The sequence below is a fragment of the Rothia sp. LK2492 genome (genome assembly GCF_040946345.1).
GTDB classification, from domain to species: domain Bacteria; phylum Actinomycetota; class Actinomycetes; order Actinomycetales; family Micrococcaceae; genus Rothia; species Rothia endophytica.
The window spans coordinates 230,717-256,328 of record NZ_JAYWLX010000001.1 but is presented as its reverse complement, the minus strand read 5'-3'; the positions used below and the strand labels follow the sequence as shown (position 1 = coordinate 256,328).

19 protein-coding genes and 1 tRNA gene are annotated in these 25,612 nt (G+C 57.9%); 9 read left to right on the top strand and 11 right to left on the bottom strand.

What is annotated here, in order from left to right:
- Positions 1-8: 8 nt before the first annotated feature.
- Together VVR27_RS01175 and VVR27_RS01170 are read left to right on the top strand one after the other, a co-directional pair.
- Entirely contained in the window at positions 9-968 is a 960-nt protein-coding gene (locus tag VVR27_RS01175) for a Sir2 family NAD-dependent protein deacetylase (RefSeq protein WP_368546707.1), read from the top strand.
- Positions 969-1,143: 175 nt separating this feature from the next.
- Positions 1,144-1,353, top strand: coding sequence for a DUF3073 domain-containing protein (locus tag VVR27_RS01170; RefSeq protein WP_368546706.1), 210 nt, complete (start codon positions 1,144-1,146; stop codon positions 1,351-1,353).
- Positions 1,354-1,526: 173 nt separating this feature from the next.
- On the opposite strand, the gene purM is transcribed toward VVR27_RS01170, so the two are convergent.
- From purM to VVR27_RS01135, 7 genes are all read right to left on the bottom strand, one after another.
- The gene (gene purM, locus VVR27_RS01165) at positions 1,527-2,666 is read right to left on the bottom strand and encodes a phosphoribosylformylglycinamidine cyclo-ligase (RefSeq protein WP_368546705.1); all 1,140 of its coding nucleotides are present in this window, start codon (positions 2,664-2,666) and stop codon (positions 1,527-1,529) included.
- Entirely contained in the window at positions 2,666-4,396 is a 1,731-nt protein-coding gene (gene purF, locus VVR27_RS01160; protein ID WP_368546876.1) for an amidophosphoribosyltransferase, read from the bottom strand. Before purF ends, purM begins: the two co-directional genes overlap by 1 nt.
- Positions 4,397-4,557: 161 nt before the next feature.
- A complete protein-coding gene (locus VVR27_RS01155) occupies positions 4,558-4,896 on the bottom strand; it encodes a hypothetical protein (RefSeq protein WP_346872486.1) in 339 nt (112 codons plus the stop codon).
- A 133-nt stretch (positions 4,897-5,029) separates the two neighbouring features.
- Entirely contained in the window at positions 5,030-5,413 is a 384-nt protein-coding gene (locus VVR27_RS01150; RefSeq protein WP_368546704.1) for a sterol carrier family protein, read from the bottom strand.
- Positions 5,413-6,411, bottom strand: a complete 999-nt coding sequence (locus VVR27_RS01145; RefSeq protein WP_368546703.1) for an asparaginase — start codon at positions 6,409-6,411, stop codon at positions 5,413-5,415. Before VVR27_RS01145 ends, VVR27_RS01150 begins: the two co-directional genes overlap by 1 nt.
- A 120-nt stretch (positions 6,412-6,531) precedes the next feature.
- The gene (locus VVR27_RS01140) at positions 6,532-9,243 is read right to left on the bottom strand and encodes an MMPL family transporter (protein WP_368546702.1); all 2,712 of its coding nucleotides are present in this window, start codon (positions 9,241-9,243) and stop codon (positions 6,532-6,534) included.
- Positions 9,244-9,306: 63 nt separating this feature from the next.
- A complete protein-coding gene (locus tag VVR27_RS01135; protein ID WP_368546701.1) occupies positions 9,307-9,984 on the bottom strand; it encodes a TetR/AcrR family transcriptional regulator in 678 nt (225 codons plus the stop codon).
- A 314-nt stretch (positions 9,985-10,298) separates the two neighbouring features.
- Here VVR27_RS01135 and purD point away from each other — a divergent pair, with 314 nt between their 5' ends.
- Together purD and VVR27_RS01125 are read left to right on the top strand one after the other, a co-directional pair.
- Positions 10,299-11,579, top strand: a complete 1,281-nt coding sequence (gene purD, locus VVR27_RS01130; protein ID WP_368546700.1) for a phosphoribosylamine--glycine ligase — start codon at positions 10,299-10,301, stop codon at positions 11,577-11,579.
- Between the two features lie 100 nt (positions 11,580-11,679).
- A complete protein-coding gene (locus VVR27_RS01125; RefSeq protein ID WP_346872480.1) occupies positions 11,680-12,606 on the top strand; it encodes a phosphoribosylaminoimidazolesuccinocarboxamide synthase in 927 nt (308 codons plus the stop codon).
- A gap of 64 nt (positions 12,607-12,670) precedes the next feature.
- Here the strand turns inward: VVR27_RS01125 and VVR27_RS01120 are convergent, their stop codons facing one another.
- Positions 12,671-13,432, bottom strand: a complete 762-nt coding sequence (locus tag VVR27_RS01120) for an FCD domain-containing protein (protein WP_346872479.1) — start codon at positions 13,430-13,432, stop codon at positions 12,671-12,673.
- A 104-nt stretch (positions 13,433-13,536) separates the two neighbouring features.
- Positions 13,537-15,252, bottom strand: a complete 1,716-nt coding sequence (locus VVR27_RS01115) for an L-lactate permease (protein WP_368546699.1) — start codon at positions 15,250-15,252, stop codon at positions 13,537-13,539.
- Positions 15,253-15,721: 469 nt separating this feature from the next.
- Here VVR27_RS01115 and VVR27_RS01110 point away from each other — a divergent pair, with 469 nt between their 5' ends.
- The 5 genes from VVR27_RS01110 to VVR27_RS01090 all read left to right on the top strand — a co-directional run bounded on the left by VVR27_RS01110 (position 15,722) and on the right by VVR27_RS01090 (position 22,283).
- Positions 15,722-16,519, top strand: a complete 798-nt coding sequence (locus tag VVR27_RS01110) for a (Fe-S)-binding protein (RefSeq protein ID WP_368546698.1) — start codon at positions 15,722-15,724, stop codon at positions 16,517-16,519.
- A gap of 2 nt (positions 16,520-16,521) precedes the next feature.
- Positions 16,522-18,144, top strand: a complete 1,623-nt coding sequence (locus VVR27_RS01105; RefSeq protein ID WP_368546697.1) for a lactate utilization protein B — start codon at positions 16,522-16,524, stop codon at positions 18,142-18,144.
- The gene (locus VVR27_RS01100) at positions 18,144-18,785 is read left to right on the top strand and encodes a lactate utilization protein C (protein ID WP_346872475.1); all 642 of its coding nucleotides are present in this window, start codon (positions 18,144-18,146) and stop codon (positions 18,783-18,785) included. The genes VVR27_RS01105 and VVR27_RS01100 overlap by 1 nt, the downstream gene beginning before the upstream one ends.
- 250 nt (positions 18,786-19,035) lie before the next feature.
- Complete coding sequence (locus VVR27_RS01095; RefSeq protein ID WP_368546696.1) at positions 19,036-20,052, top strand: acyltransferase family protein; 1,017 nt, start codon at positions 19,036-19,038, stop codon at positions 20,050-20,052.
- 98 nt (positions 20,053-20,150) lie between these two features.
- Positions 20,151-22,283, top strand: a complete 2,133-nt coding sequence (locus VVR27_RS01090) for an efflux RND transporter permease subunit (protein WP_368546695.1) — start codon at positions 20,151-20,153, stop codon at positions 22,281-22,283.
- A 175-nt stretch (positions 22,284-22,458) separates the two neighbouring features.
- Here VVR27_RS01090 and VVR27_RS01085 read toward each other — a convergent pair.
- Positions 22,459-22,535: transfer RNA gene (locus tag VVR27_RS01085), tRNA-Pro, on the bottom strand.
- 121 nt (positions 22,536-22,656) lie between these two features.
- Positions 22,657-25,434, bottom strand: coding sequence for an FAD-binding and (Fe-S)-binding domain-containing protein (locus VVR27_RS01080; protein ID WP_368546875.1), 2,778 nt, complete (start codon positions 25,432-25,434; stop codon positions 22,657-22,659).
- Positions 25,435-25,612: the final 178 nt, after the last annotated feature.

Here is a 25,612-nt window from a genome sequence, read left to right as displayed (position 1 = left end):
ATAGACCTATGGCCATTGATACCCGATTTGCAGGTGCCGCTGAGAGCATCAGCGCTCATGCCGATATTGCCGCAACCCACCGTGCCGCGCTGCGCTCCATTGAGCGAGTGGTGAGCGAAACCGCAGAGCCCACAGACCCTGCTACTGCTGCGGCTGGTATCCGGGCTCTGCTAGATGCCGGCGATGTCCTGGCACTGACCGGCGCGGGTATCTCCACCGGCTCAGGCATACCGGACTACCGAGGCCCTGCGGGCTCTCTCAAAAACCATCGGCCCATGACCTATCAGGAATTTAAATACGACGAGGTTGCCCGGCAGCGCTACTGGGCACGGTCCTTTCTGGGTTGGCGACAGATGAGCCGCGCCCGCCCCAATACCGCCCACTACCTGTTAGCGGATCTTCAAGCGCAGGGGAAGCTGGCTGGCATCATTACCCAGAACGTGGACGGACTCCACACTAGTGCGGGAGCGAAGGATGTGCTCACCCTGCACGGGGATTTATCCACCATTGAGTGCCTGGACTGTGGTGCACACGAGAGCCGTGAATCGTTGGACTCCCGTATCGACGCCGCCAACCCCGGTTACCTTGCCCGCCTGATTGGCACCGACCTGCGAGTCAACCCGGACGGTGACGTTGACCTGGCTGACCGTTTCATTCGTGATTTCAGCATGGTGCACTGCCTTGCCTGCGGCTCCACCAAACTCAAACCGGCGGTAGTCTATTTTGGTGAAGCGGTGCCAGCGGCTCGAAAAGAGGCGGTAAAACGCTTGGGTGAACAGGCGTCCTCCCTACTGGTGTTGGGTTCGTCCCTAGCCGTGATGAGCTCCTACAAAATTGCCCTCGACTTTATCCGCGCGGACAAGCCTATCGCGGTGGTTAACCAGGGCCCCGGCAGAGCAGATGCCAAGGCTAACTACCTGTGGAGAGCTGATGTGGCGGATGCTCTCTATGTTCTGACTGCTCAGTAAAACGACCGTTCTCTATACATGTGACTACATTCTTACGTCTCAACCGGCAGAGCGAGAGGAAAATGGCCGCAAAAACCTGTACCCTTATATACAGAAAAGACTGAAGGTTTTTCTGGTACCCTTGTGCGTGCATAAGCAGGTGACCAGATACGAGCGATAAAGAGGGGGTCTCGCCATGGGGCGCGGCCGTCAAAAGGCTAAAGCAACACGTCAGGCTCGGGAGATGAAGTACTTCAGCCCCGAGACAGATTACACTGCACTTGAAAAAGAACTCAGCAAAAGCACGGGTTCTAGCAACCGATCATCTGCCCACCCACGGCGCGATGACGAAGAAGACTATTCGCAGTACGCAGATAAATATTCTGACGACTACGACGGTAAATAACCCGCGCCCAGCGCGGGTTCTTCCCGTTATATTAGGCACCTGCCGCGCTGAGTGGCTAGGTGCCTTTTCTTTGACCTACCTCAAAGAAAAAGGGGCCAGATTCTTTAGAAGAGATCCCCATACTCATGGTCTCTTCTAAAAAATCTGGCCCCTTTGCTGTGGCCTTTAGCGCTTTAGGCGTAGTTGCCCAGCAACACTGCCGCACCGCCGTCCACGCCCTTAGCCCCCTGAACGTAGTCGGCGTTGCTCTGATAGGCGCCGGTATCTGCCTCCACGGTTCCCAGAACCCAGCTGGGTAGTCCGCGCTTGTTGAGGCGTTCAACGGCAGCATCGGCAACGCTGGGGTCAACCACAGCGATCATGCCGACACCCAGATTGAGAGTGCGCTCCAGGTCAGCCTGGGGCACAGAACCCAGTTCGCTGATGAGGCGGAAGATAGCGGGGATTTCCCAGCTGGAACGGTCCACAAGACCCACGGTCCCGCGGGGCAGCACGCGTGCCAGGTTTGCGGCTAGACCACCACCGGTGACGTGAGAGAAACCGCGAATACCGCTACCGGTCTGCCCGTCTTCACCGTTCACGGGGAAAGCCTCAATCAGATCAAGGCAATCCGCGGTGTAGATGCGAGTGGGTTCCAGCAGTTCTTCGCCCAGGGTGCGGCCCAGCTCATCCACCTGGCGTTCTAGACCCCAGCCCGCAACGTTAATAACCTTGCGCACCAGTGAGTAACCGTTGGAGTGGATGCCGGAGGAGGCCATAGCAATCAGCACATCACCCTCGCGTACCCGCTCAGGGCCCAAAAGCTCATCTGCCTCAACGATACCGGTTGCCGCACCAGCGACGTCGTACTCACCTTCAGCCAGCAGACCGGGGTGCTCAGCGGTTTCACCCCCCACCAGGGCGGTACCAGCCAGAGAACAGCCCTCAGCGATACCGCGCACGATATCAGCAACGCGCTCGGGTACTACTTTGCCGGTGGCGATGTAGTCGGTCATGAAGAGAGGGCGGGCACCGGTCACCACGATGTCATCAACCACCATACCCACCAGGTCATGGCCAATAGTGTGGTGAATGTCCAGAGCCTGCGCAATCGCTACCTTGGTGCCCACACCGTCGGTGGAAGTCGCCAGGTAAGGCTTACGGTAATCCTTCAGAACAGAGAGGTCAAAGAGGCCAGCAAAGCCGCCGACCCCGCCCACCACACCGGCGGTGTGGGTTGCCTTGACCGCGTCCTTCATCAGTTCTACGGCGCGGTCACCTGCCTCAACGTCCACACCTGCTGAAGCGTAGGTTACTGCCTTGTCTGCGGTCATTATGAGCCCTTCTGGGTGGTGGGTGAAACTTTGTCTTCGGGGAGGACGAGCGCCTCAAGATCGGCGTCTGGCCCTGGTTCGCACCCGGTCTTGGTGACGGACTGCTGCCCGGGGCCCTGAGGATGAGCGGAGAACTTCTGCTCGAGGGTCTCGGTGCCTGGACGGGTATCAATCGACACTGCTGTGGCATGCTCTGGCTTATGGGCAACCTCGCGCTCTACCGTTACCTCAGCAGCGGTACCGGCTAGAGGACCACCGTTCTTTCCAGCATCGAAAATTGCTTTGCCCCGGCGCTCTTGAGCAGGAAGGGGAATGGGATAGTTGCCCGTGAAACAGGCGGTGCAAAGACGCTCGCGGGGCTGCTCTGTAGCGGCAATCATGCCCTCTTCAGAGATGTATCCCAGAGAATCTGCACCCAGTGACTTACCGATTTCTTCAATGGTTAGGCCGTTGGCCACCAGCTCAGAGCGGGAAGCAAAGTCAATACCGTAAAAGCAGGGCCATTTAACGGGTGGGGAGGAGATCCGCACGTGCACCTCTTTAGCCCCGGCCTCTCGTAGCATACGGACTAGGGCGCGCTGGGTGTTACCGCGCACGATGGAGTCATCAATGACGACTAGACGCTTACCTTCCACCACGCTGCGTAAGGGGTTGAGCTTGAGCCTAATGCCTAACTGGCGAATGGTCTGCGAGGGCTGAATAAAGGTTCTGCCCACGTAGGCATTCTTGACGAGACCGTTGCCAAAGGGAATACCCGACTCCTCAGCGTAGCCGATGGCCGCCGGGGTGCCGGATTCTGGGGTAGGCATCACGAGGTCTGCTTCAACCTTGTGCTCCCGCGCCAGCTGGCGCCCCATTTCAACTCGGGACTCGTACACGCTCCGCCCACTAATAGTGGTGTCGGGGCGGGCCAAGTAAACATACTCGAAGACACACCCTGCCGGCTTGGCCTCAGCGAAGCGCTGGGAGCGTAGTCCGTCGGCATCGATAGTGATGAATTCACCGGGTTCAACCTCGCGCACGAGAGAAGCACCAACGATATCCAGAGCAGCGGTTTCCGAGGCTATGACCCAGCCGCGATCCAGCCTGCCCAAGACGAGCGGACGCACGCCCTGAGGGTCACGCGCCGCATAGAGAGTTTCCTCATCCATGAACACCAGGCAGAAAGCGCCAGAGAGCGTCGGCAACAAATCAAGAGCTGCCTCCTCGAGGCTCTCAAAATGATGGTCCTTCAACAGAGCCGTGACCAGCGCGGTGTCGGTCGTATTGCCCTGGGCTAGTTCGCCGCGTTCAGGGCGTTTGCCATCATTCTTCTGCAGCAAACGATCGTAGAGATCCGCTGAGTTGACCAGGTTGCCGTTATGCGCCAACGCTAGGGTGCCGTGGGGGGTGTCACCCAAGGTAGGCTGCGCGTTCTGCCAGATATTGCCACCGGTGGTTGAGTAGCGGCAATGCCCAATGGCCATATGGCCCGGCATGGAGTTCAAAGTAGTTTCGTCAAACACCTGGGAAACCAGCCCAATATCCTTATAGACGCTAAGATGCTTGCCATCGCTGGTTGCTATACCAGCAGACTCCTGGCCGCGGTGCTGTAAGGCATAAAGACCGTAGTACGTAAGTTTTGCGACGTCCTCACCGGGAGCCCACACGCCAAAGACACCGCATTCGTCTTTGGGGCCGTGGTCTAGGGGATCGAGATCGTGGGTGAGTTTTCCATCGGAACGAGCCAAAGCGCGAGTTTCCATCTCTTCTCGTGTAGTGGTTAGCCTCGTCACTGCCGCGCGGGGTGGGGTGGGTGAGCGAGTGAACAAGCCTAGTTTACCTGTTGCGAAGAGCTTAAAGAAGAAAAGCCCACCAGCGGCGTGTACATTCGCGTTGGTGGGCCAATCATCTAGGCAACATCTGTGGTGGCGTTATAAACCTTGGGTCGCTTGGACGAGCGGCGATCCAGCAACAGCGCTAATACTATGAACAGTGCGGTGCAGGCAGTTCCAAAAATTACCGCCATAACCCCGTACACCGCACCAAAGGTGTAGTTCTCGTTTTCAGGGCCCAGAAGAGTAACTACAAACGCAACGATTAAGCCAAGAATCAGCCCTGTAATGGCAAAAGCAGGGATGGATGGCGCACGGCGCACGGTCAGTTGCGCGCGTTCTGGTGCATCAGCAGGGTTAAAGTGCTGGCCCAGGGAATATTGGGTTTCTTCGGTCTTCTCAGAAGGGGTGCTCATGGGGCTTAACTTTACCCGGTTTAGAGCGTATCTGGGGGAGCAGCCTATCTAGCGCTTAACTGATGCACCAGCCCCAAGTTGATTAGTTGGCGAGGGAGCGCCCCACCCAGCTTACGGTTAATGCGTCGAATCTTTAGAAGAGCGGCAGGTAGTCGTTTAAATCTGAGCGCAGCCCGGACGCTGAGATGAGTGCAGCTTTCTCGCCCCAGGTGGCAAAGCCCAGAGCAATTTGGCACCAGGTCAGCGCGTCTGCTTCTACCACATTGGGCGGGGTGCCGCGAGTATGTCGAGGCCCCGCCACGCACTGTGTCACACCAAAGGGCGGTACCCGTACTTCAACCGAGTTACCGGGAGCCAGGGTTGCCAGTTCCTCCAGCAGATAGCGGACGCCGGTTGCCCGAACGGTGCGGGGCAGAGCAGCAAAATCTGTGGCTGGGTCAGTTGAGCATAGGGCTTGTTTGATGGCGGCAAGAGCCGCTGCCCCGGCGTCCTCAGATACCTTACGCCGGATCCCCATTAAAGCAGCTCCTCAAAAGCTGCCCCCGGTCTGATAGCGCCCACGGGGGCGCCGCCACCGGTGATGGGGAAGGTGGTAGCTGTTACCGCACGGTCAGCTACATCAGCTTCGATGAGCCCGGCCACCTGTAAAGCGCGAACTGCCACCAGAGATGCTGCCCGGTTGGAGCCGTCCAACATTTTGACAGCTACGGCTGCCCCACCTTGCAGGCCAATAGCCAGAACACCCTCGGCACCACGCTTCACCACGGCATCTAGGGTTTCAGAGAGGACGGTATCGCTGGCGCCTACCCCGTGCACGTATTCTGGGTAGTCGATCATGGCGGTGGCAACGGTAGCTGCGCGGGCATCCGCCTTAATGTTGTAGGCGGCAGCGCCTAGCGTTGAATACGCGTGGGCTAAGCCCGTCAGGGATGTTGCTGCCAGGGCAGCGCCGCAGCCATCAACGGAAACATGCTGGGGAGTCTCACCGGTGTAGTCCTCAATGGTTTGAAGAACCAGCTGTTGTAAAGGGTGCTGAGGTTCAAGATAGGTGGCGGTGTCCCAGCCTGATTTCACGCAACCCCAGAGAAAAGCGGCGTGCTTACCTGAACAGTTATAGGCTAGTTTCTGCTTGCCGTGACCTGCCTGCACGAGGGCATGGTAGCTAGGCTCATCGGCGGGCCATGCTACCGGGCACTGCACATCATCAGCGGTCAAACCAGCTTCAGCAAGGACGGTCTGCGCCACCTTCATATGTTCAAAGGAGCCGGTGTGGGAGCCAGAAGCTAGAGCAATCTGCGCTCCTTGTAGCTCAGCTCCCGCGTTCATCGAGGCAATGGTTTGCAGGGGCTTGAGAGCTGAGCGGGCGTAAATCAACTCATCGGGTGCCCCAGCGGAGAAAGCGACCTGGCCGGCGGAGTCCAACACCACCACCGAACCTACGTGGCGGGATTCGGTAAAGCCCCCGCGGGTGACGACGGCGAGTTCGGCTGCTTGGTCAGCGGTAAAAGTCTGCATGGGTCAAGTCTACTGGGGGCCGTTTATCTCTCGTATTTCTCCCGCACAAAGTTTTCGCCCGAAAGGGGTTAAAAACTGGCTGCTTCTAACTCCTTTCGGGCGAAAAGTTTTACCGGGTGCCTAGCCCGCCTTCGTCATTTCAGCTTCGAGCTTGGTGCCCTCAACGTCCAGATCAGGTAGCGCCTTATCGAGCCAGCTGGGAATCCACCAGACCCGCTCACCGAGAAGATACATGAGCGCCGGAATCAGCGTCATACGAACTAGGAAGGCGTCAAAGAGGACGCCGGCGGCGAGGATGAAGCCGATAGAAGCAATCATGGGATCACCCGAGAAAACGAAGCCGATAAAGACACCGGCCATAATGAGGGCCGCTGCGGTGACCACCTTGGCCCCGTGCTGGTAGCCGATCACCACAGCCTTTTGAGCCCCGCGTCCCCGGCTATGGGCCTCTTTCATGCCGGATACTAGGAAGAGCTGGTAGTCCATGGCTAGGCCGAAGAGGATGCCCACGGCGAGGATAGGCAAGAAGGAGAGGATGGGCCCGGGCGTAGAAACACCGAAGAGCTCACTAGCCCAGCCCCACTGGAATACCGCCACAGTGGCACCCATCGCTGCCAACAAAGAGAAGAGGAAACCAATGGTTGCGGTGACTGGCACCAGGATGGAACGGAAGACCAGAACGAGCACCAGAAGCGAAAGGCCAATGACGATCCCCACGTAGATGGGTAGCACCCGGTAAAGGTTCTCTGAGATATCGATATTCATGGCGGTTTGGCCGGTAACACCGAAGTTTACCTGCCCCCGGTCGGTGTCCAGGGTCAGCGCTCGCAGCTCGTGCACCAGAGCGGTGGTTGACTCTGAGTTGGGGCCCTCGGCGGGAACAACCTGATAGAGCACCGCTGAGTGATCCTCGGCGATGAGTGCTGGAATCACGCTGACGACGTGCTCCTGTTCTAAGATGTCCTGGCCGATATCTACCTGAAGCGCTGCGGCTTCATCCTCAGTGGTGCCTTCGGGGAGGCGCGCCGCCGCGATTATGGTGCCGTTGCGGCCCTCACCGAAGGTATCAGCAATGAGGTTATAGCTAATGTTAGCTGCCGAATCAGTGGGCTGGGAGGAACCGTCGGGTAACCCTAAACGCATGTCCGCTACCGGTAGTGAAAGAGCGCCCAGAGCCAAAACTACTGCAGCGATGGTGAGCAGAGGCTTTTTGAGGACCGCCGCAATCCAGCCGGTTTTCTTCTCTTCGTGAGTTTGAGCCGCTGCGTGTGCTTCTGCACGGACGCTGGCCGCGGCATCAGAGGGGTCTTCGGACGCGGTCTGCTCAGCGCGCTTCTGAAGGTGGGCGCGGTGCTTCTTGCTGATGAGGCGCCATCCAATGAGAGACAGCACAGCGGGGGAGAAGGTGACCGATACGGCTACCGCAATGAAAACAGCGAAGGCAGCAGCGTTACCCATGGTGGAGAGGAAGGGGATACCCACCACGTTGAGACCCAACAGGGCAATCATCACGGTAATACCGGCGAAGACCACGGCACCACCTGCGGTACCCGTTGCCAGCGCGATGGAAGGTCGAATACCCATTCCCTGCGCTAGATTATTGCGGTGCCGGTTGAGGATAAAGAGGGTGTAGTCGATGCCAACGGCTAGACCCAGCATGGTACCCAGAGTGGGGGTAGTGCTAGTCATGTCGATAACGCCTGAGAGCGCTAGGGTGCCTAAAGCGGAGGCGCCTACCCCGATGAGGGCCATGAGAATGGGCAGGCCGGCGGCCACTAGGGTGCCCAGCATGATGAAGAGAATGATGAAAGCAATTGCCACACCAATAATCTCGGCCGTCATGTTCATGTGGGTTTCAATGCCCTGCATGGTCTGGTCAAAGGTGACTTTCAACCCGGCGTCTTCTGCGGCAGTGCTCATTTCACTGCGGACGGTCTCCAGGTCTTCCGATGAGAGCGCTGTGAGCTCCTTGGTGAAGGTAATTCCTGCAATGGCAGTTGAGCCGTCCTCAGAGATGGAGGTCGCGTCGGAGGTCATGTCCAGCAGAGTCGCATTGCGTTCTAGTTCAGCGGTGCCGGCTTCAAGGTCCGTGCGTCCCTGATCAAGCTGAGCCTGGGCGTCATCCAGTGCCTTAACGCCCGCTTCAGCTTCGGTGCGGTTGCGATCAATTTCAGCTTGAGCTTCTTCGAGGGGAGTCCGCTGCTGATCAAGTGCAGTCTGCTGGGCTTCGATCTCACCGAAAGCTTCAGCGGGAGCGTTAGAGGCTTCAAGCCCGGCGCGTGCCTCATCGAGTTGTCGCTGGGCATCCTCAAGCTGAGCCTTGCCGGCATCCACATCTGTTTGGGCTGCGTCTAGGGCAGCGATACCTTCTTCTGCGGCGGTGCGGTTGCGATCAATTTCTGCCTGCCCGCTTTCAATGTCGCGGGAACCACTCTCAAGCTGGCCGCGGCCTTCTTCTATCTTGGCCTTCCCGTCTGCGATTTGGGCTGCCGTTTCAAAGGGGTTGGTGACGCTATCAACGGTTTCAAGCTCCCCAACCCGGGCGAGTGAGCTGGCAAGGGCTGCTTTTTGCTCCTCGGTGAACTCGTTGCCGTCCTGAGTCTGAACAATCGCGGAGCCTGTAGCGGCGTTAGTGTTCATGTCGAAGGTGTCAGCCAGCTCTTCTTGAACCAGCTGCGCTTCGGTGCCGGGAATCGTGATTTCGTTGCTCATTTCGCCCTTGAAAGCGGCATAGGACCCACCGATTCCGGCAAGGATGAGAACCCAAATGCCGATAACGGCCCAGGCGCGCCGGGCAGCAAAACTGCCCAGCCTATAGAGGAGTTGCGACATGCTAATTGGTCAGCTTCCTGTGATGAAAAATTGATGTTCTTGGACGATGAATGTTTGAGGCGGTTAGTAGCGCGGGGTTCCGCTAGCTACCTGATCGATATTGAGGTGAATGTAGGGCACAATGTGCGCTATTTCTACGTCTTTGGCTTCTGCCGAAAAGCAAGCGGAGTTCTGCTCAGATTCTTGAGCGAAAGCGGCAAAACTCATGAGGACACCCATCAATAGATTGACGGTGTAGAGGGCATTGGCAAGGCTTTGCTGAACCGTGAGCTGGGGATAGGCACGGTCAATACTGCTACAGAAGCGGTCGCTGATGGTACCTAAGGTCAGCATGATTTCTTGAGTCATGCCTTCGAATTCTTCATAGGACAGGGCCGCTGCCAGCACTATAAATTTCTTGAGGTGTTCTTGCACGTGGGGGCTATCCACCGCTGCGTGAAAGTGGTTGGTGATAGCTACCGGCACTTGCTTAAGGGTGAGGTCATGAGGGAACGGAGGGCTATCGATGATGGGTTCTAAGTGCTGAGCAACGCGGAAGATCAGAGCATTGTCGATTTTTTTGAAGTGATTGAAAATCGTGCGTTCTGAAACCTTTGCTACCTCGACGAGAGCGCTGGTTGTAAGCCCGCTGCGTCCATTACGTAAAACCAGCTGCTCAGCTGCTTCAGCAATTTTTTGTTTGGACGCAGTGGAGCGGGCACGACGCTTATCGATGGGTGGCGCATGATGGAGCATGTTCACACAGTAACTGTAATAATGCAGTTACTGCAACAAAACGTTGTGTGGGGTTGGGCACAGAGAAGAGGCGCCGCCCATGCTGAGAATCAACAGTATTTATCACGGGAAGAAGCGCCGGGCCGGATCCGCATGAGGCCGTCGTGGTCAGGGAAGGTGGTAGGGCTTAGGAGCGTGTGATGTCGAAAACAAAATGGTCTAGATAAACAGCAGGAAATGCTGTGTTGTATGGCTAATAGAGCGCACATATACACGTTATCTTTCGCGTCACCTCTGCGGGATAAACTGGCCAAGCTGATGCTATCGGGTAGCCTAAGGGTATGAAGGTTTTGGTACTTGGCCCCGGCGGGCGAGAACACGCAATTATCCGAGTTTTGCAGAGAGATCCCTCTGTTACCGAAGTGCATTCTGCACCGGGTAATGCGGGTATAGCCGCTCATGCCCCGGTTCATGCCATTGACGCCAATAACCCCCTGGAGGCCGTCGAACTGGCCCAGGAACTTGCCGTTGATTTAGTGGTTGTTGGTCCTGAAGCCCCTCTGGTCGCCGGGGTATCTGATGCCCTGCGCGATGCTGGCTTCCCGGTCTTTGGGCCCTCCAAGCCCGCAGCTTTACTTGAAGGCTCTAAAGCTTTTGCCAAAGAGGTCATGGCTGCTGCTGGCGTCCCTACCGCTCTGGCTCGTGTGGCTGGTACCACAGAAGAAGCTGAGAGTGCGCTTGCTGCTTTTGGTGCACCCTATGTGGTCAAAGACGACGGGCTGGCCGCTGGTAAGGGCGTAATAGTCACCGAGGACTACGACGAGGCGCTAGCCCACGCCGAAACCTGTTTCGCCACCGGCGGCACCGTGGTTATCGAGGAATATCTGGATGGCCCCGAAGTTTCCCTTTTTGTGCTTTCCGATGGCACTAACTGTGTACCGCTTTCGCCTGCTCAAGACTTCAAGCGTATTTTTGATGAGGATCGGGGCCCTAACACCGGTGGCATGGGTGCCTACACCCCCTTGCCTTGGCTACCTGAAGGCTTCGTTGAAGAAGTCATTCAGAGGGTAGCTGCCCCCACTATCGCTGAAATGAATCACCGAGGCACCCCCTTTGTCGGAGTGCTCTACTGCGGGTTAGCTGCGACCTCCCGCGGCATCCGCGTCATTGAGTTCAATGCCCGTTTTGGAGACCCTGAAACCCAGGCAGTGCTGACCCGCCTCAAAACCCCCCTGGGAGGGTTGCTCCTGGCAGCAGCCAAGGGTGAGCTGCCCGCAGATATAGAACTGGACTGGGACCCCCGCACCGCCGTTGACGTCGTCATGGCAGCGGAAAACTACCCCGACACTCCCCGCAGAGGCGACGTCATCACCGGCATCGAAGCAGCTAACGCTCTTGAAGGGGTGCACGTCGACCACGCTGGTACTGTGTCTACCGACCGCGGCATCGAAACAGCCGGTGGCCGCGTGCTGGCCGTAGTAGCTCTAGGCGAAGACCTGGCAGATGCCCGCGAACGAGCCTATTCTGGTGTTGCTGCCATTAGCTGGGAGGGCGCGCAGAACCGCTCAGATATTGCTCTAGCTGCCGCCGAGAACCGCATTACCATTCCCACCCCTCTCTAACTAAATAGTTCTATGACTGCCCACCCTATGTACGGGTGGGCAGTCACTGTTCTATCATTAGCTCACACCTCACCCTGCATCACATACCAGGAGAACCACAATGACCAACACCCCGGTTGATATTCCCGGCTGGAACCACGTTTATTCCGGTAAAGTCCGAGACCTCTACATTCCCTTAGAAGATACACAGGACGCTGTAGGAGTGAACCTCAGCGACGATGCTGAACTTCGTGCCGGTTGTGTCATGGTCGTTGCGACGGACCGTATCAGCGCCTTTGACCAGGTGCTCCCCACTGAAATCCCCGATAAAGGCAAGATCCTTACCCAGATGTCCCTCTGGTGGTTCAAGCAGCTCACCGGTGTGCCCAACCACGTGCTCTCCACCGATGTGCCTGAAGTTGTTGCCGGGCGAGCCATGATTTGCAAATCCCTGAATATGTTCCCCGTGGAATGTATCGTGCGTGGTTACCTCACCGGCTCAGGGCTGGTCTCCTACCAAAAGACGGGGATGGTCAATGAACACAAGTTGCCGGCCGGTCTTGTGGACGGCTCCCGCCTTGAGAGCGCGCTTTTTACCCCTACCGGTAAAGCAGAAGTGGGCGAACACGACGAGCCCATCACCATCGAGGAGCTCAACGAAGAAGTCGGCGAAGCAATCGCAGACCGACTAGAAGAACTCACCCTCTACGTTTACCAAACCGCAGAGAAGATTGCCCGCGAACGCGGCATTATTCTCGCCGATACCAAAATTGAGTTCGGCACCGACTCTTACCGTGGTGAAATTACCCTGGGTGACGAGGTGCTCACCCCCGATTCCTCCCGATTCTGGGACGCCGAGGACTACGAGCCAGGCCGCCCCCAAGCGTCCTTCGATAAGCAGTACGTGCGCGACTGGCTCAAGAGCGAGGCTTCTGGCTGGGACGGCACCGGCCCCGTGCCGGAACTACCTGCCGACGTGGTTGAGAAGACCCGGGCACGCTATGTGGAAGCCTTTGAACGCCTGACCGGGCAGACCTTTAAGGCTTAAGCGCTAAAGAGGCGGGGTGCACCAGGAAGATGCCTGGTGCACCCCGCCTCTTTGCATGCCTAGGTTAGCTACCCTGCTCTGCGCGTACCTTCTGGTGGTACTCGTAGTGGGCGGCACCAATCTCTGAGAGAGCATAGAACCAGCGGATATGCTCGGCTACCGCTACCTGGGCGCGTTCAGGCTCACCGGTGCTCACCGCTGCGAAAATTTCCCTGTGCTGCCGCTGGAGCTCCTTTTTGGTGCTTTCCCAGTCTTCTAAATAGGGCACCGCTTCTTGTACATAACCCACCGTGGCAAGGTGCAGTGAGTCGATGACGGTTTCCATGACGATGTTGCCGCTGAGCGACGAAATTTCGTAGTGAAAGCGAGTATCGCAGAAGTGGAAACGGTCATCACAGATACCGGCGTGACTCATCTCATCGAGGTATCTCTCTGCCCTTTTCAAGGCTTCGCTGTGTTCGGGCAGGTGCGCCACCTTAGCTGCTTGGGCGGCAGCGTTACCTTCGAGCAGGACGCGGGTGGTGACGATGTCTGCTACAGGCAGAGTGCGCGTGGCGATGTGCATGCGCAGAGCCCAACCCAGAGCATCCGAGGGCTGGGAGATAACAACGGCCCCTGATTTAGGGCCTGATCCTACGCCCGAGCGAATGAGCCCTACTGCGCTGAGGATGCGCAGAGCTTCGCGCACGGATGGGCGCGAGATGCCGTATTCTTCAGCCAGGGTCCGTTCCCCGGGCAGGCGGTCGCCCACGCGTAGCTGGCCGTGGCGCAGCCTGTATTCCACCGACTCCAGTAGAGCGGTGTAGGTGCGTTCTTTTTCTTTCACGTCTTTACTTTCATGAAAGGAATGGGGGTAGCAAGACGGTGCAGCCCCAACGAAGCGAGGGCGCTGCACCGTCTCATATATCTTAGCCGTGAGGCTACAGAGTGTTACTGGTTGCTGGCGAAGTAGGGGTCAACCATGAATCCCAGAATGTTGGACTGCAAGAAGATCAGCACGCAGATAGCAAACAGGAGGATGAAGGACCAAGGCAGGACAGCCTTGAAAATCTCTGATTCCTTGCCTTCCATGTTCACCGAGGTAGCTGCGATAGCCAGGGACTGGGGTGAGATCATCTTGCCCACAACACCACCGGTGGTGTTAGCAGCCAGCATAAGTTCGGGGTGAGCGCCGGGAACACCGTTCGCCTGCAAGTTCTCAGCGGCAGTGACCTGCAGCTTGGAGAAGAGCGCGTTGGCGCTGGTGTCAGAACCGGTAACTGCGGTACCAACCCAACCCAGAACGGGTGAGAGGAAGGCATAAGCCACACCGAGGGAGGCAACGAATTCACCGATGGCAACGGTCTGACCTGAGTAGTTCATGACGAAGGCCAGGGCCAGAACCAGGGCGATAGTGACAGCGGTCCAGCGCATCTTGTAGGCGACAGCGCCGATTTCCTTGAGGACGTCCCCGAGGCCAAGCTTGTAGGCACCCTTCTCGTTGAAGATGGAGTAGATAACGGCAACAATCAGACCCGAGAAGAGCAGGTAGGTGCCGGGGTTAGCCAGCCAGGCCCAGGTGTAGGCGGAGTTGACGGGATCGCCAGAAGCGGTGACCAGTCGTTCTGCCAGCAGGGGGATATCGAACTTGATGGACTGCACCTTGAGCCAGTTAACCAGCGGGGTGTAGAGATTAGCTAGACCGAAGACGATAACCACAATGAGGTAGGGCATGAGTGCCATCCAGATGCGGCGGGCGGGCAGGTGCACTGATTCAGCTGACTCAGTGATGCCGTAGCGCTCGCGGACGCCCGCAACTCCACGAGGCTTGACGAAGCGCATAAAGACTACGGCTGCTGCAATGGAGACGATACAGGCGATAACGTCGGTGAGCTGGTAGGCGAAGTAAGTAGCTGCCCACCACTGCGCCACTGAGAAAGCCAGACCGATAACGGCGGCGTGCATCCAGGCGTCCTTGAGGCCTTTTACACCATCTAGGATCCAGAGCAGGATGAAAGGAACGAAGAAGGCGATGAAGGGTGCCTGGTGACCAACAACAGCTGCCACGTTGACGGCGGCCTGGGCACCCTGTTCGTTGGCGCCGTAGGCAACTTCACCGGCGGTGGTGATGGGGATAGCAACTGCGCCGAAGGCAACGGGGGCGGTATTGGCGATAAGGACGGTGGTTGCTGCCTTGAGAGGCTTAACGCCGAGTGCCAGGATCATGGTTGCGGTAATAGCAACGGGGGCACCGAAGCCTGCAAGTGCCTCAAGTAGACCGCCGAAGCAGAACGCGATGAGGATTGCCTGGATGCGCAGGTCGCCGCCGCCGATGAGGTCGAAGGTGCGTCGGAGGTCTTCAAAGCGGCCTGAGAGCACGGTGATCTGATAGAACCAGATCGCCATGAGGATAACCCAGACGATGGGGAAGAGGCCGTAGATACCGCCGCGGAAAGCGCTCATACCTGCAAGATCGAAAGGCATGCCGAAGCCGAAGACGGCTACGAGGATAGCGACAACGAGGGAAACAAGACCCGAGACGTGTGCGCGGGCTTTAAAACCCAGCAGCATAATGAAGAACGCCAGCAGGGGCAGGGCTGAAACCAGTGCGCTGAGCGCAAGGCTGCCACCTACGGCGTCGGTTACAGCGGTATAAGTATTCTCCACCGTAAACCTCCTTGAATGTGTGCAGAGATGACGACTCTTCTATGAGTTGTCAAATATAAAAATTAAGAGACCTGATTGTGTGGTCAGACCATAGTGATGAGGTTTAGATTACATGACTTATAACACTCTGCCAAGTTGTTCAAACCATTATTTTGGGCTTGTCTGTAGGTATGTTAGGTGTTCCCGAAATGCTAGTGCAGGGGTAACGAGGGGTGACTCAACCTGTTGATACCTCCCTGACAAGGTCAGGGAGTCGAACCGGTCTTGATGTGGTCAGACCATTAGGCGATTTGAGTAAAAAAATGTGCGCTTATTAAAAAGGTAAAAGTGACCCAATATCGTGTTAAATGAAGAGTGAAGAAGAGAATCCAGACTAGGTGCCCTCTCTCGCTCCCGGCACCCGCTCAAAGACGGCGGCAGCGCTACGGATGGCGGCAGGGAGCACCGCACGGAAGATTGAGAGATAGATATGCGTGTGGCACTGTTTTCAACGTGCATCGTAGACGCTATGTACCCGAAGGTAGCGGCAGCTACCGTCAGCGTCCTAGAGCGTTTGGGGCATGAAGTTGTGTTCCCTCAGGGGCAGACCTGCTGCTCACAGATGCACGTCAATTCGGGTTATTTTGACGATGCTTACCCGGTGGTTAAAACCCATGTGAAGGCCTTCAGTGAGTGGGACTTTGACGTAGCCGTAGCACCCTCGGGCTCCTGCGTTGCTTCCCTGGGACACCAGCAGCCCATGATTGCTGAGCGAGCCGGTGACACCGCCACCGCCACCGCAGCTGCTGACCTGGCGGCCCGCACCTTTGAGCTGTCCCAGTTCTTGATTGATATCTGCGGCATTACTGATGCTGCTGAACAGCTGGGCTCCTACTTCCCTGAGAAGGTTACCTTCCACGCGTCCTGCCATGGCATGCGTCTGCTGCGTCTAGGCACTCGCCAGGAAGATTTGGTGCGCACCGTGGGCGGCCTAGAATACACCCAGATTAAAGATCTAGATCAGTGTTGCGGCTTTGGTGGCACCTTCTCCTTTAAAAACGCCGATACTTCAGGCGCTATGGTCGCTGATAAGGTGCAGCACATTGAAGAAACCGGTGCCAGCGTGTGTACCGGCGGTGACGCCTCCTGCCTGATGAACATCGGCGGCGCCCTGTCCCGTAAGGAATCACCGGTTCAGACCGTTCACTTCGCTGAAATTCTGGCATCCACTAAAGAGAACCCGCTTAAGGTTTCCGGCCCCGTCTCTGTTACCGCAGGAGGTAAGTAAACATGACTGCAACCGCACTCGGTATGCCCCAGGTCCGCCACGGAGTGGGCAATATCTTTGAACACGAGCCCTTCCCCGAATACGCAGCACGTGAGCTCAAGAACGAGCAGCTACGCTCCAACCTGGGCTTTGCGACCCATAAAATCCGCACCAAGCGTGCCGCTGTCACCAGCGAACTGCCCGACTGGCAGGATCTACGCACTGCCGGTTCCATGATCAAGCAGCAGGTCATGGCTAACCTGGATACCTACCTCGAAGAATTCGAACGTAACTTCACTGCCAAGGGCGGTCACGTGTACTGGGCACGCGACGCTCACGAGGCAAACGAGATTGCTCTGAAACTCATTCAGGCTGAGGGTGTCACCGAGGTCAATAAGATCAAGTCCATGGCTACCGCCGAAACCGGGCTGAACGAGTACCTGGAAGAATTCGGTATTCACGCTATCGAAACTGACCTTGCAGAAGAGATTGTGCAGCTGGGCGATAACGACCGTCCCTCCCACATCCTGGTGCCCGCTATCCACCGCAACCGTACCGAGATTCGCGATATCTTCCGCCGCAAGATTGAGGGCGTTAATCCCAACCTGTCGAATGATCCCGCTGAACTTGCCGAGGTATCTCGCTTCCGTCTGCGCGAGAGGTTCCTGACCAACAAGGTGGCTATCTCGGGCGTAAACTTTGGTATCGCCGATACCGGCACCATGACCATCGTTGAGTCAGAAGGCAACGGTCGCATGTGCCTGACCCTGCCCGACACCCTCATTACCTTTATGGGTATTGAGAAGCTACTGCCCACCGTACAAGATCTTGAGGTCTTCACTCAGCTGCTGCCTCGCTCGTCCACCGGTGAGCGCATGAACCCCTACACCTCAATGTGGACCGGTGTTACCCCGGGCGATGGCCCCCAGAACCTGCATGTCATCCTCATGGACAATGGTCGCACCGCTGCCCTAGCTGACCAGGTAGGCCGTCAGGCTCTAAACTGCATCCGCTGCTCTGCCTGCCTGAACGTCTGCCCGGTGTACGAGCGCGTCGGTGGTCACGCCTACGGCTCAACCTACCCCGGGCCCATCGGTGCCATTCTCTCACCCCTGCTGGGCGGCATCGAGAACGAGCACAATGCCACCCTGCCCTTCGCGTCCTCCCTCTGCGGTGCTTGCTATGACGCATGCCCCGTAAAGATCAACATCCCTGAGGTGCTGGTTCACCTGCGCGGTAAGGCAGTGGACGCCGAGAAAGCTCAGGGCGAATTTGCCGGCGGTAAGAAGGACCCCCACTACCAGATGGACGCCATCATGTTTGGCGCTAAGAAGCTCTTTAGCTCCGGTAAGCTCATGAGCCTGGCAACCAAGGGTCTGCCTGCCTCAAAGCTGTTGACCGGTAAGAAGCACAAGATTAGCAAGCTGCCCGGTCTAGTCGGCGGCTGGACTGACTACCGAGACATTCCTGAGCCCCCGTCCACCTCCTTCCGTAACCAGTGGAAGAAGGAGCGCGGTGCTGCGCCCAAGCGGGTGGGCGGCTCCCGGGTGGACGTTGCAGCCCTCATGGAGGCTAATAAGACTAAGGTAGCTGAGGCTCACGCCAAAGCTGAGGCCGCTAACCCCATCACCAAGGAGGCACAGTAATGACCGATGCTAAGAGCGAGATTCTGGGCCGTATCCGTGCCTCCCTCTGGGATTCACCCCAGCCCGCTGAACCGGTGCGCACCTACCGCCGAGTCAGCGACAAGGGTCAGGAAGAAATCATTGAGATTCTGGTCGACCGCCTGATTGACTATAAGGCCAACGTTTATCACGAAACTGCTGAAACCATCGCCGGTCGCATTGATGAGCTCCTGGCTAAGGCGTCGCGGTATGTGGTGCCTGCTGGTCTGGACCCCGCTTGGTTGCCTGAGGACACCGCTTCACGTTCAGCGGTCACAGATTCTGGTAACGCTGATAAGCCAGGTGTGCTCTCCGTGCGCGAATTAGACGCTGTGGACGCCGTGGTGACCTCATCAACCGTGTCCTGTGCTGAAACTGGTACCATTGCGCTCAACAGCGACCCTGCTGAGGGACGCCGCGCTATCACCCTGGTACCTGACCACCACATCTGCGTGGTGCCGGTGGAAACCATTGTGGAGCTGATCCCTGAAACTGTTGCTCGACTGGATATCGAAAAGCCCATCACTTGGATTTCTGGCCCCTCAGCCACCAGTGATATCGAGCTGATTCGTGTGGAGGGCGTGCACGGCCCCCGTACTCTGGATGTCATTATCCTCAAGTAGAGCGCTGGCAAACAAAAAGATGGGGTGTGAACTGAAAGTTCACACCCCATCTTTTTATATTTGAGGAGAAATCCTTGGCGCTCTAGCTGATCCCTCAGCGAGGGTTATGACGGTTACCGATGATTGAGTCTTACCTATACTGCATGCTTGAACTAAACTCGGGGAGGGTGATCTGGTGCAGGTAATTTGTCACACTCCACTCCCGGAAGACCGTGGCATAATCGTGAACGGACGTAGAAGTGGAGATTCCATGAAGACAGCAACACCGGGCGCGGGGCGTATTATTGGCGTGGACCTTGCACGCTGCCTGGCACTCACTGCCATGTACGTAGCCCATGTTGCCCCTAGTGCGGGACCAGCTGGCATCCTAAACCTCAGTGAGTTTGTAACCGCCCCCCTCTTCGCGCTGCTGATGGGCGTGTCAGCCTACCTCTCCACAGAACGCATGAGCTTCCCGGCACTCTTTGCCTCATCGGTGGTCCGCGGAATCGTGTTGATAGCTATTGGGCTATATATCGATACGTGGGACGCGCAAGTGGATATCGTCCTGCCCTACCTGGGCGTTTTGAGCGTCCTCATCGCCCCGCTGGTCTTCTTGCCTGCCTGGCTGCTGGGTGTCATATCTTTACTCTCATGGTGGTTTGCCACTACCGCGCTGACCTACTTTACACCCGCCTACAATGAGCAGGTACTTTCCGGTAGCTATCTCCAGTACGCCTACCAGTGGTTCTTCGCTGGCACCCACTATCAGGTTTTCACTCTTTTGGTCTATGCCTGTGTTGGTGGCATCCTGGCTCGTGCACTGGGGGAGTGGGGAGCAGTTGGAGATACGGTAACTGCGATAGCCGCTACCGGCGTCGCCGGCCTAATCTACTGGTATGCAACCACCGAACTTAGCGAGTTCTTGCCCTATACCGCCAGCAGGCTTGAAATCGCGTTCGCGCTCTTCTTGAGTATCGCTGCCCTAGGGTGGAGCTGCCTACTAGCACGTATCTTCGCCTCGCGTGCCCAGGTGCTTGACCCATTGGTAGCTGCCGGCAGGATGACGCTCTCGCTCTACGTCTTGCAGATAGGCGTGCTGGCTCTCTATATCCGCTACGCCCCGGCCTACGGCTTGCCCTACAACGACGACTCCTGGTGGATGCTCGCGTTTCTCATTGCCCTATCGCTACTTTTTGCCTGGAGTTGGGACCGTCTGTTGGGCAGAACGATCGCTCGACGTGGCCCCCTGGAAAGTCTATTAGCGCTGGTCAGCGGCAGGGGTTAATGCTTGTGCCGGTACCTACTCAACGAGGTGCTTTCGGGTTAGATTAACCCCTCTTTCTGATAGGCTCATCTCACCCCTAGAAGAAAGCTGAGCTATCAATGCCCAAACATATGGAGCCCCCAAAAAATCGTCCCTGGTTACGAGCCCTGATTCCTGCCCTTCTGGTGCTGGTCTGGGTGGCTGTTGCAGGTATTGGTGGGCCTTACTTTGGCAAGATTTCAGAAGTCTCAACCAACTCAGCAACCGACTTTCTTCCCCAAAGCGCTGAATCAACCCAGGTGACCGAGCAGCAGAGGGACTTCTTCGGATCAGATTCCATCCCGGCTATTGCTGTCTTCGTTGCCGACGGCGAACTCACCGATGAACACCGCTCCTACCTAGACGGGCTAACCCAGTCCATGCGTGATGAGGGTTTTATCAGCGGCGAAACTTCTCCGGTCATCTACTCAGAAGACGGGCAAGCTGCAGAAATTATCATCCCCCTAGAAGGCAACGAAGATGTGCTTGAACCGGTCGAAGCGGTACGTAGCTACATCGCTGACCCGCCGGCTGGTCTCACGGGCTACATCACTGGGCCGGCTGGTTTCACCGCTGACCTCGTCGAAGCCTTCGGCGGAATCGACGGTATCCTGCTCGCCGTGGCCCTGATTGTTGTCTTTATCATTCTGCTCATTGTCTACCGTTCACCCGTTCTCCCCATCCTGGTGCTCATCACCTCTATGGTCGCGCTCTCCGGCGCTATCTTCGTCATCTGGCACATGGCTAACATGGGGTGGGTCAAAATCAACGGGCAGGTTCAGGGCATCCTGCTCATTCTGGTGGTCGGTGCTGCCACCGACTACTCCCTGCTCTACGTTGCCCGCTACCGTGAGGCTCTCACCCAGTACGCCTCCCGATTCGACGCCACCAAAGCAGCTCTCAAGGGAAGCTTCGAGCCTATTCTGGCCTCCGGCGGCACCGTGATTGCCGGTCTGCTCTGCTTGCTCCTCTCCGAGCTATCCTCCAACAAGGCGCTGGGCCCGGTAGCTGGCACCGGTATCGTCTTGTCCATGCTGGCCGCCCTTACCTTCCTCCCCGCCACCCTCGCCCTAGCTGGCAGAGCAGCCTTCTGGCCTGCCCGCCCCAAATTACGTGAGGGAACTCAGGACGCTAGCGCGGGTCTCTGGGTCAAAATTGCAGATTTTGTTTCTGCTAAACCCCGTAAGGTCTGGCTAGCTACCGCCTTTGTGCTCGCCATCTTCGCGGCCTTCGCCACGACCTTCCAGGCTAACGGTGTGCGCCAGTCAGACCTGGTGCTCGGTGAATCCCAAGCACGCGACGGCCAGGCGGTACTCGCCCAGCACTTCCCCGCAGGCTCCGGCTCACCAGCGTCCATCATTCTGCCCGAAAATTCCATGGATACCGCGGTTAGCGCCCTTGAAGCAACCGAGGGCGTGGACTCCCTAGCAGTAGTCTCAGAAGACTCACCATCAGGCACCATACCCCTCTGTGCAGAGGCTGCCAACCTGCCGCCTATGTTTGCCAACGCCGCACCCACCGTGGTCGATGGCAAAGTGCTGATTCAAGCAACCCTCAGCGACCCCGCCGACTCCCGCGAGGCCGAAGAAACCATCAAAACCATCCGAACCGAACTGAACGACACCGGAGCTATCGTCGGCGGTGAAAGCGCCACCAACCTGGACACCAACACCAGCGCCGTACGCGACCTCACCGTCATCATCCCCTCGGTGCTCATCGTTATCACTCTCATCCTGATGCTGCTGCTGCGCTCTATCGCCGCGCCCTTGCTCTTGGTTGCCGCCACTGTGCTGTCCTACCTCACCGCCATCGGCGTCTCAGCCTTGGTCTTCAACCACATCCTCGGTTTCCCCGGCGCAGATCCCACCGTACCCCTCTACGGCTTCGTCTTCCTCGTAGCCCTGGGCATCGACTACACCATCTTCCTCATGACCCGGGTCCGCGAAGAAGCCCTACAGGTTGGCACCACTCAAGGCATGCGCAAGGGGCTGGTGGTGACCGGTGGTGTCATCACCAGCGCCGGTATCGTACTAGCAGCGACCTTCGCCGCCCTTGCCGTCATCCCCCTCATGTTCCTTGTGCAGCTGGCCTTCATCGTCGCCTTCGGCGTTCTGCTGGATGCCACCGTGGTCCGCGCCCTGCTCATCCCAGCATTGGTTGAGGACATCGGCGCCAAGGTCTGGTGGCCCTCCAAGCTGACCAAGAAGCCTTAGGCGTAAGGAGGTAATATAGCGCACGCGTAGACGGCCGACCCTCTTCCTCCTCGCGCGGGCGCTCGTCGGAATTCACGCCAGCCCCGAGCCAGTCGTCTACGCGTGCGCTATTACCTCCCGCTATTGACGTCTAGATACGACAAAGCCCCGGAACTCTGCTGAGTTCCGGGGCTATTGGTCGGGATGACAGGATTTGAACCTGCGACCTCGTCGTCCCGAACGACGCGCGCTACCAAGCTGCGCCACATCCCGATTGTTGCTTCAGTTTTTGAGCCTAGGGCAACTGTTCAATAATAACGCTCCGCCTGCTAGGACGCAAAACCTGGCAAGGCCGATAGCGCGCTTTCTCTGCACTGATCAGCGCGCTCTCCCTTTACCGGGTCGCCTGCTCTAGTAGCTGCAGGATGTTTTGGTAGCTGTGCCCGGTTGCCTCCGTCATGCCCTGCTCACAGGTGCGGTTGGTTGAGGCATAGGCAGCAAAGGTGCGCTGATTAACCTCAGCAGCCTCAGCAGCGGTAGCGCTAGCCGTCAGCTCGGGGTGCAACATACCCCTGTCCCCGGCGTAACCACAGCAACCCCAGGCAGCCGGTACCACGGCATCCGGTGAGATCGCCTCAGCAATCTGCACCATACGGCTCTGCAAGCCCAGATGGGTGATGGAGCAGGTGGGGTGCAGGGCAAGAGAAGCGATGGGGGTTGTAACGGATAACTGGGGAAGTAGACGGTCGGCCGCGAATTCTACCGAGTCAATGAAGACAATACGGGAGAAATCCGGCTCACCCGCCACTCGGTTGCGCCCCTGCTGGCTCTCTACCGCGGCGGCAACTTTCTGCTGCATGGTCAGCAGCCCCTCGGTGCAGGATGAAGCATCACAGATCACCGGTAGGCGCCCGCCATCCGTGGCTTTCCAGAGTGCAGTGAGAACTTTATCGCGCATAATGGCGTATCCACCGGTGTAGCCCTTGGACTTCCAGGGAGTGCCGCAGCAGAGCTCACCGATACCCTCGGGCACCGTGTAGTGTACACCGGCGCGCTCGCAGAGGGCAGTGAAGGCAGCGGTGGCGTTGACGGTGGTGTCAGCGCCGTTCTCATCGATGCCGCCAAACATGGCATTGACGCAGGCGGGGAAGAAAACGATCTCAGCTGCCTCATCGGCATGGGGATGGCGGCGGGTTCCACCGCCGGAGAGGTGCTTCTTATAGAGAGGCACCATGTCTTCGCCCACGAGAGTGCGCGCCACCTTCGTGACGTTTTGGACCGCCGGAAAGGGGAGAGCTTTAGCCAGGTTCAGCGCTTTGCCGGCCCCTGCGTCCACTGCGCCCCAGTTTTTAGCCGCAAGTTTCCAACCAGTAGCCGCTAGCTTATTCTGGTTTTCACTGCGGAGTCTGCGCACCAGCTCACCGGTATCAATGTGCATAGGGCACCTGGTCAGACACATGCCGTCTACCGCACAGGTCTGCACCCCTGCGTAGTCGTAGTCCGCACGCAGTTGCTGCGCTAACTGGCCGTTGCCTTCGGCTTCGGCTGCCTGAATTTCCCGGCGGAGGACGATCCGTTGGCGGGGCGTAAGAGTCAGGTCTTTGGAGGGGCAAACCGGTTCACAGTAGCCGCACTCCACGCAGCGGTCCACTTCTTCTTCAACCGTCTCAGCTACCTTGAGATTCTGCACGTAAGAGGTGGGATCATCAGAGAGCAGGACGCCGGGGTTGAGCATGCCGCGCGGGTCAACCAGGGCTTTGAGCTCGCACATGATCTCGTAGAGTTCATCGCCAAACTGGCGGCGGACAAAGGGCGCCATGATGCGGCCGGTGCCGTGCTCAGCCTTCAGGGAGCCGCCAGCACCAATGATGAGATCCACCATGTCCTCAGTGAAGGCTTCATAGCGTTTCAGTAGAGCAGCGTCACGGAACTGCTCATTGAGCATGAAGTGGATGTTGCCGTCCTTAGCATGGCCGAAAATCACTGAATCCTGATAGCCATGCTCGTCAAAGAGGGCCGAGAGATCCTGGCAGGTTGAACCCAAGCGCTCGACCGGTACCACTACGTCTTCTAACAGGGCGTTAGTGCCGCTAGGGCGGTTTCCGGCCACCGTTGTGTAGAGGCCTCGGCGGGCCGCCCAGAGCAGGTCTCGTTCGGCGGCGTCCGTGGTCATGCTGAAAGGTAGAACGGTGCCCAGGGAAGACAGCATGGGGGCAGCTGCCGCCTCTTTGTCTGCCAGTTCTTCGCTACTGATGCCCTGGAATTCGACCAGCAAAGTGGCGTGGTCTTTGACGTCAATGGCGGCAAGTGATGCCGGTACCTGGCCACTGCGCTGGGCTACGCGAATGGAGGTTGCATCAAGGAGCTCTGCTGTTGCCATGCCTGCTGCCACTAGAGCTGGAATGGTACTGGTGGCGTCGATGAGATTATCAAAGGTCAGCAGACCGGTGGAGACCGCTGGCAGGATGGGCAGGGTGCGGTAGGTGGCTGAGGCAATGAACCCCAGGGTTCCTTCGGAGCCTACGAGCAGGTGTTCCAGAATCTTGACCGGAACCTCATAGTCCACAAAGGAGTTAAGACCGTACCCCATGGTGTTCTTCATAGAGAACTGCTGCTCGATTTTCTCCACGGATGCCGGGTTATCCACGATGCGGCGTCGCAGGCGCAGTAGACCCTCATGCAGGTCTGGTTCTTTGGCTGCTAGCTGAGCGTCTGCGTCCGCATCGGCGGTATCAATGACGGTTCCCGAGGGCAGCACGACAACCAGGGAGTCCAGGGTGTTGTAGGTGTTGAACTCGGTCCCCGAGGACATACCCGACGAGTTATTGGCGACCACACCACCAATGGTGCAAGCGGTGAGGGACGCCGGGTCTGGCCCCAGCTTGCGCCCGTAGGGTGCCAGGCGGATGTTGACCGCTTGGACGGTGGCGCCGGGCTGGACGCGCACCCGCCTACCGCCATCCAGCACTTCGATTTCCCGGAAGTTTCTGCGGGTATCTATTAACAGCCCGTCGGTGCTTGCCTGGCCGGAAAGTGAAGTGCCCCCGGAGCGGAAGGTGAGGGGGACACCGTGGCGGGCTGCACCGGCAAAGATTCTGCCAATGTCAGCCGCTGACTCGGGCCGCACAACTGCACCGGGAACCAGGAGGTAATGGGAGGCATCGTGTGCCATGGCGAGGCGGTCGGTGGTGCTGTCTGAGAAGAAATCTGCTTGCTGCTTACCCCGCAATGTTTCCGCCAGAGCTTGTAGCTCTGGTGTGTGGGAGTGGGCTAGGGCTTCGGCTGAGGTTATAACGCTCACGGGGGCTCCAAGGGCAGGGATGAAGTGTGTGTGACAGCAGCGCGGGGCA